This window comes from Blastococcus saxobsidens (genome assembly GCF_010682065.1).
In the GTDB taxonomy this organism is placed as follows: domain Bacteria; phylum Actinomycetota; class Actinomycetes; order Mycobacteriales; family Geodermatophilaceae; genus Blastococcus; species Blastococcus saxobsidens_B.
In genome coordinates this window covers 1-7,607 of record NZ_JAAGWG010000051.1, presented here as the reverse complement: position 1 = coordinate 7,607, position 7,607 = coordinate 1, and the positions used below count along the sequence as shown (strand labels likewise).

Below are 7,607 nucleotides of genomic sequence, written 5' to 3'. Positions count from 1 at the left end.
GGTCAACGCCCGAAAACGACTCACCCGCCCAGCCTCGACCACGCAGGCCCCGAGATTGGGAGACACGCCCTAGCCGAGCGACTCCAGCTACGCGTTGATCGACGCATCCCGCGCCTTGATCATGTCGATCTTCGCCACCCACCAGGCGGCGTTGGCCTTCGGCATGTGCAGGTGGTCCGGGCAGGCGTGCCAGAAGCATCCGTCGATGTACACGGCCAGTCGCGGGCCGTTGAAGGCGATGTCGATCGTCCGTCGTCGGGGACCCGAGATGCGGAAGCAGACGCGGTACCGGGCGCCGCGCGCGAAGACAGGCGCCGCACAGCCATCTCGGGGCCGTCGTCGCGTCGTTGCAGTCGGCTCATGCGGCGTCCGATGTCGACGCTCGAGGCGCCCAGGTGCGGTCCTGGGTCCAAGTTCCCCCCCCGTCCAGTCGCACGGGATCCCGCCGTCGACCCTGCTGCACGGCCAACAGCTACCAGTCGGGGCTGACAGGCTCGAGCAGCGCACGGGGCATGGCGGTCAGCCGGCGGCCAGGAACTCCGCGAACCTCTGCTCCAAGCGTTCGGGGTCCGGACGAGCCGCGCGGTGGTGCGGCACGGTCAGCCGGACACCGTGCATGGCTTGGATGCCGTGCTTGAGCATCGGCCCGTCGACCTCGACCAGGACGTCCGCGCGGACCTGGACGACGAAGTCGGGCCGTACGCCGACGATGTTTCGGTCATACGCCGCGTGGTGGATCTTGCAGAGGCTCAGCCCGTTGGGGACGACCGGCAGTCCGCCTTCGTCGGAGTCCCGGACGATGTGTGCGGCGTCGAGCAGGTCCGTGTGCTGCAACCGGCAGACGGCGCACTGCTTCTCATACGCCTGCAGCACTCGCGCACGGAACACCGGCTGGTGGAGGCGCGCCCGCACCAGCTGCTCGAGGTACGACCTGCGGTCTGGGGTCAGCGAGTCCACCAGGTCCGGGTCGACGAAGCGTTGGGCCTGGTCGACGGCGACGAAGAAGGCGTGCTCTTCCCGCTGCTCGGCCACGACGTAGACGGGGAACTGGGCTTGGTAGACGCCCTTCGCGACGCCGATGAAGTACGCCAGCGGCCGCTGCTCCTGCATCCCCGTCCGGAGGGCACGATTGTCGGAGTGGTTCGGGTCCGTGCCGCGGTAGGCGTACTTGACGAGGCCGCCGGGAGCGATGGCGTCCTCGTACGGCGGCATCTGGTTCGGCGAGGTGAAGGTCGTGCGGATGGTCAGAGCAGCGTCCAGAGCCGCCGGCTTCCAGATGCCCGGCTGGACGACGAGCTTCAACGGCTGCCCTGCCACGCGGAAGTCGTTGATCTCCGCAGACGTCACGCCTTCGGGGTGCAGCGCGGTGAGCCGTTCCAGGTGCGCGAACATCGCGTTCCGCACCTGCTCGTCCAGCACAGCAGCAGGCTATCCGCCGCATCAGCGGGCGGCCGTGCGGGAACGGCCGACACCTCGCGGGCCTAGTGGTCCTGTGCCGCGGCCAGCTCGAGCACGGACGGCGGAAGTTCGTGCTCCAGCTCCCACAGGATGCGCATCGGACGTTCCCCGGTGTGCGACTGGTAGGTCATCGGGCCGGCGTACATGAACGGCGGCGTGCCACCCGCTTCGGTCGCCTTCGTCGCGCGGAGGAAGAGGTGCACCGTCGACCCCTGCGCGCGGTGGTTGACGTACCGCTGCCCCGTCGGCGATGACTCCGCGGTCGTGCTCTGCGACTCCCACTGGAACAGCGTGGGGGAGAGCGGTCGGTCGGCGTACATGGTCGTGGCGGAGAACTGCTCCTCCGTCTTGCTCAGCGTCACGAAGAAGACGTCGGCCTGGTCGCCCGGCACCCAACGCACCCCCTGCCCGAAGGTCCCGGCGAGGTTGCGCAGCCCGAAGGCGGCAAAGGCCTCGTCGCGGCTGTAGTGCGCGTGCAGGTGGAGCGGGCACGGCTCGGTGGGATCGAGGGTGGGCGTGGCATGGCGGATGCGCTCGCGGAGGACGCTGCTGAGCTCGATCAGCTCCTCCGCCCGGCCGGGGTTGCCCAGCAGCAGCTCGATCGAGTCCTCCATGGTCGTGAAGGGCACCCGCCACCCCCACATCGAGAAGTGGAGCATCGCCGAGAGCCGCTGCACCCGCTCGCTGACGTCCAGGTCGCTGCGCCGGGTCGCCACGCTGGCGAACGACTTGATGAACTCGAGCCGCTCGACGTCGTCGATGTGCAGGAGCCGGCCGAAGGCGCCGGCGAGCGCCTTGTCGTCCGCTCCAGGAGTGGTGGTTTCCCAGCCGACCGCTCGCCGCAGGTCGAGCCAACTGCGCCCGTTGCCGCGGTACAGGTCCTCGACCTCGACCCCGTTGTCCTCCAGGAACTTCGCGAGTGGCGGGTTGTCCTGCCCTCGCACCTCGGTCAGCAAGCCGTTCCACGAGACGCTGAGCGAACGTCTGACGTTGTCAAGGACGACGTCCTGTGCGACCTCGTCCATCTCGATCCGGCACCCCGGAGGCAGGTGGGGGAACCCGCGCTCGACCTCTCGCCGGAGCCCTCCTCGGGACGTGCCCGTCAGCGCACGGAACCGCTTGTCGAACCGAAAATCCCGGTGCTGGGCGCCGATGAAGTCCAGCACCGTGAGGTGGGTCTTGTCCTCGGAGAGGCGCAACCCGCGGCCGAGCTGCTGCAGGAACACGGTCGCGCTCTCCGTCGGCCGGAGGAAGAGCACCGTGTCGATCGAGGGGAGATCCAGCCCCTCGTTGAAGAGGTCGACGGTGAACAGCACGTTGACCGTCCGCTCAGCCAGGGCAGCCAGGGCAGCGGCCCGGTCCCCTGCGGACGTCTCGCTGGTCACAGCACGTGACGGGATGCCGGCGGCGGTGAAGGCCTCCGCCATGAACCGCGCGTGCTGGACGCTCACGCAGAACCCGAGCGCGCCCATCCGCAACGGATCGGGGACCTTGTCTCCCACCGCGTCCAGAATCACCTGGATGCGCGCCTGCGACTGCGTGTAGACCTCGGTCAGTTCGCCGATGTCGTATCCGCGACCGCGCTTCCACTGCAGTTGGTCAAGCGGCACGCCGTCGTGGATGCCGTAGTATTCGAACGGCGACAGCAGCTTTTGCTCCAGGGCCTCCCAGAGCCGCAGCTCCACGGCCGTGCGCCCGTCGAACCAGCGGCGCACGTCAGCGCCGTCCGCCCGCTCCGGCGTCGCTGTGAGACCCAGGAGCCCCTTGGGCTCCAGGTGCTCCAGCAACCGACGGTAGGTCGACGCCTCCGCGTGGTGGAACTCGTCCACGACCACGAAGTCGAAGTGACGGTCCAGGTCTGCCAGGTCCAGGTGTGCGAGGGACTGGACCGAGGCGAAGACGTGCTGCCAGGCGCGAGGTCGCTCGCCGCCGACGAACAGCTCGCCGAACGCCTCGTCATCCAGCACGCGACGGAAGGTGTCGCGGCTCTGGGCCAGGAGCTCCTTGCGGTGCGCGACGAAGAGGAGGCTCTCCACCGTCCCCGCGGCGCGGAGGCGCTGGTAGTCGAGAGCCGAGACCACTGTCTTGCCGGTACCGGTCGCCATCACGACGAGATTCCGCGAGTGCCCGTGGACGATTCGCTCAGCCGCGAGGTCGTCGAGGATCTCCTGCTGGTACGGGAACGGCCGGACAGGCGGCTGCACAGCCGGGCCCACCGCCTCGACCCTCTCGGGCACCTCCGGCGTGGTCGGAACCTCGGCAGGGCCGGTCGGCTGCTCGGCGTGCCAGTCCTCGCCGATCAGGAAGCGCAGCAGCCCATCGCGGTCGTTCGGCAGGGCGAACTCGGCGGATCGCCGGCTGTGGGGGAGGACCGACGCCAGCGGGTTGTCCTCGTGCAGCGTCGGGTCCTCGAACGTCCCTCGGGCGTACAGCACCACCAGTCGGGCAGGCCGGCCGTCGCTCTTCAAGCGCAGGACCCGGCCGAGTCGCTGGACGAGCTGCCGACGGCTGCGGTTGGCGGCGACGATGACGGCCAGGTCCGCCTCCGGGACGTCGACGCCCTCGTCGAGGACCCGCGGCGCGGCGAGCAGGTGAGCCACGCGGTCGCGGAAGGCTGCCATGCGGTCCCGGCGCTCGTCGCGATCGAGACCGGAGAACAGGGTGGACGCCGGGATGCCGGCGTCCTCGAACACGTCCGCTGCGCTTGCGGCGCTCTCCTTGGTCTGGGTGAACACCAGCGCGCCGCGGGCGCGCCTCACCGCGGGTTCCAACTGGGCCAGGGCGGTGAGCTTCGCCTGCGAGCCGGCCAGCAGTCCGCGGCGAGCGCTCATCGGCCCCAGGTACATGCGCGCATAGGCCGAAGCGCCGTCCTGGCGGCCCCCGCGAGCGAGGCTGTTGAGGCTCAGCATGAAGGCGCTGTAGGAGTCGCGCGATACGCCGAAGCGGGTCTCCAGCGTTCGGGCGGCCACGTCCATCCGCTGCGAGCAGTAGTCGTACTCGCGCTGCTCCTCCTCGCTGAGATTCACTGCCACCAGGGCGATGTCGAAGGGCGCGATGATGCCCTCCGCGAGGGCGCGGTCGTACCAGAGCGTGAAGACGACGTCCCGGAAGTACGGGCGCAGGTACGTGTCGACGCCGTCGTCTTCCCGCTCGAAGGTCGCCGTCAGGCCGAGGCGGTGGTCGAAGTCCTCCTCCAGTGCTTGCGCAAAGCCAGGGGCCCCGTAGCGGTGGCACTCGTCGGCGATGAGCAGGTCGCCGGGGTGCGGGTGGAACGTCCGCCGGGCCGCCGAGTTCACGATCGCCACCAGGACGTCGCACGTGCTGAGGTCGTCCTGCCGGCCGCCCCCGAGTCGGCCGATGCGCACGCCGGGGAGTCGCTCGACGAGGCCGGCGTGCCACTGGTCCTGCAGCTCCGTCGTGGGCACCACGACCACGACGGACCCGCCGGCGCTCAGCGCGTCTCGGGCAGCAGCCATGCCGACGAACGTCTTGCCGGCGCCCGTCACTGCCTCGACCACGCCGCGACGGTCCGCAGCCCGCCATGCATCAAGGGCTTCTCGCTGCCACGGCCGGAGCAGGGGTGCCATGTCGGGCAGGTCGAGGTACGCCCGGCGGGCGCGCGGAGCACGCGGGGGGACTGGAGGGCCGGCCGTGGCGTCACGACCGTGGGTCGGCGGCTCGTCCCCCGGCGTGCGAGGCAGGTGCAGGGGAGGGCCTGAGCCATCGACGACGACATCGGTCGCGGGAGCTCGAAGCAGTAGGAGCTCCAGCTCGTCCACCCGGTCGCGCAGCTCGTCCCGCTCGCCGCGAAGTGCCCGGTTCTCCGCCATGAGCCGACGCAGGACGACCCAGGGGTCGACGACGCCGCCGTCGTGCGTGGACATGGGTCTCCTGAGGCTCCGCTGCGGTGAGCTGCCGACGCTAGGTCACCGATCAGCTGGTGCCCTTCAGCGTCGCAGGAGCGTCACCCATGCGTGGGGCAGTCGTGACCAACGGGACGAACTCGCGCCTTGGGGGACTGGTTCGTGTCGTAGCTCCCACATAGCGTGACGGTGCGGGCGTGTTCGGCTCGTTCGCTGCGCCTTCACGTTCGACGGGGGAAGACCTTGACCACCCGGCCTGCTGCTCACCGCGCGACCGACCCAGCCCTTCGGGACAAGGTCAATCGACTGATCCAGTTCCTCAAGGACCTCGTCACCGCTCGCGCTGTGCCTGTCCGGCAGGTGAGCGGGCACCTGGACCACCTGTTCCTGCAGGACATCCGCGATCTTGCCGTCCTCGACCCAGAGGCATCCGCGGGCGATGTGCTGCTCCGCTTGCCGCGGGTGGCGCTGGAGCCGCCGCCGGGTCTGCCGTCGTCACTGCAGGGTTGGGTGGCTGTCTCCGAACGGGACAACAGCTCGCTCGACGCGCCGAGCTTGCGTTCTGAAGGCCCGTCTCGCGATGGCGGACGAGTCGGCCTCGACGAACGCCCGGACGTGTCCTCCACCTACGCCGCTTGGCTGCCGGAGTGGCAGCGGTGGGCAGAGCGTGACCGGCCTCAGCGGCTCCTCCACCAGACCTACGACCGGCTGCGCGCCATGCGCCAGCAGACGCAGGAGAACCCGGAAAGCGTCGAGGCGGTGCTCGCAGGTGGGCTGCTCCAGCTCCCCGAGCACGGGGTCAGGACCCATCTGCTCAGCCACCGGGTCGCCGTCGACATCGAGGTCGAGACCGGGGACGTCGTCGTCCGGCTGGACACCGCGGCTTCGACTGCGCTGGAGGATGGTCGTGTCCTCGCCGGCCTCGACCTCTTCGACGACGGCGGGACCTCGGTGCTGCGGGCGCGGCTGACCGAGCTCGACGTCCGTCCGGCGAGCGACAACGCCCTGACGTTCCTCAAGGAGTGGACTGCCCGCGCCCTGCTGCTGCAGCCGGTCCAGACGACCCAGGACTGGCTGGCACCGGTCGCCGGCAAGGCGTCGCTGTCGCCCGCCCCGGCCATCGTGCTGCGCCGGCGGGGCGCCTACGCGCTGCAGGAGTACTACAACGACATCGAGCGCACCCTCGCCGAGGGCGGCCAGGCGATCCCGCTCGGGCTCGCGCAGCTGGTCGAGCCGATCGAGGCAGATGAGCGCGAGGCCTGGCTGGACGCCACTGGGGCCTCGGCGACGGCCGAGGTCACGGAAGACCCCTTGTTCCCCCTGCCGGCGAACGAGGAGCAGTCGCAGATCATCCGCCGCCTGCGTGACGACATCGGAGTGGTCGTCGAGGGGCCGCCCGGCACCGGCAAGACGCACACCATCGCCAACTTGATGTCGGCGTTGCTCGCCCGTGGGCAACGCGTTCTCGTCACCAGCGAGAAGGCGCAGGCGCTCAAGGTGCTGCGGGACAAGCTGCCTGCGGAGATGCAGGAGCTGTGCGTCTCCGTGACCGATGCTGGCCGCGGTGGTTCGCTGGAGTTGAGCCGGAGCGTGAGCCGGCTGGCCGCCGAGCACTCGTCGTACAACCCGGAGAAGGCTCAGCGGGTCATTGATGACCTCGGTGGCAAGCTGCACCAGGCCCGGACCGGACGGGCCGGCGTCCTGGAGGAGATCCGCGCCGCCCGGGAGGCCGAGACCTACCTGCATCCCGAGGTCGCGGCCGGCTACGCCGGAACGCTGGCGCGGATCGCCGAGCGGGTGGCTGAAGCGAAGGAACGGTTCGCCTGGGTACCCCTGCCCGTCGATGGCCCGCTGCCGCTGGCTGTCGCAGAGATCGACGAGCTGCGGCAGGCACTCCCCGGGGACACCGAGCTCCGCCGGAGCCGCCGATCCCAGCAGATCCCGAGCACGGCGAGCCTGCCCGACCTCCACGTCATCAGGCGCTTGAGCAAGGACGTCTCCCGCGGTGCCGACGCCCGGGCCGGGCAGAGCGGGCCGCTGGCCGACGTCCTGGGGCAGCTCGACGCAACCACCCTCGCCGAGCTCGTCAGCGTCTGCGGTGAGGTCCGCGACGGTCTCGACGCGCTGGCTTCCGGAACCGACGCCTCATGGGCGATGCCCGTCCTGGACAGCGTGCTCCGCCGGGACAACGAACTGCTCTGGCAGCAGATTGAACCGCCCCGGCAAGTCCGGAGACTCAGCTGTCTGTGACCCCGGCCGTTGTCAGGGTCGGTTGTTGAGCGTAGT

The 7,607-nt window shown here is 70.1% G+C and carries 4 protein-coding genes; 1 reads left to right on the top strand and 3 read right to left on the bottom strand.

Translation table 11 applies throughout. From position 1 onward, the window contains the following. Window positions 1-87: 87 nt before the first annotated feature. The 3 genes from GCU60_RS21995 to GCU60_RS19535 form a co-directional block, all read right to left on the bottom strand. Complete coding sequence (locus GCU60_RS21995; RefSeq protein ID WP_239521473.1) at window positions 88-213, bottom strand: very short patch repair endonuclease; 126 nt, start codon at window positions 211-213, stop codon at window positions 88-90. A gap of 306 nt (window positions 214-519) precedes the next feature. Beyond that, entirely contained in the window at window positions 520-1,419 is a 900-nt protein-coding gene (locus GCU60_RS19540) for an HNH endonuclease (protein ID WP_204262351.1), read from the bottom strand. Window positions 1,420-1,481: 62 nt separating this feature from the next. Further along, window positions 1,482-5,342, bottom strand: a complete 3,861-nt coding sequence (locus GCU60_RS19535) for a DUF3427 domain-containing protein (RefSeq protein ID WP_163208294.1) — start codon at window positions 5,340-5,342, stop codon at window positions 1,482-1,484. A 594-nt stretch (window positions 5,343-5,936) separates the two neighbouring features. On the opposite strand from GCU60_RS19535, the gene GCU60_RS19530 reads away from it, so the two are divergent. Further along, window positions 5,937-7,571, top strand: a complete 1,635-nt coding sequence (locus tag GCU60_RS19530; protein ID WP_163208291.1) for an AAA domain-containing protein — start codon at window positions 5,937-5,939, stop codon at window positions 7,569-7,571. The last annotated feature ends 36 nt before the right edge of the window (window positions 7,572-7,607 follow it).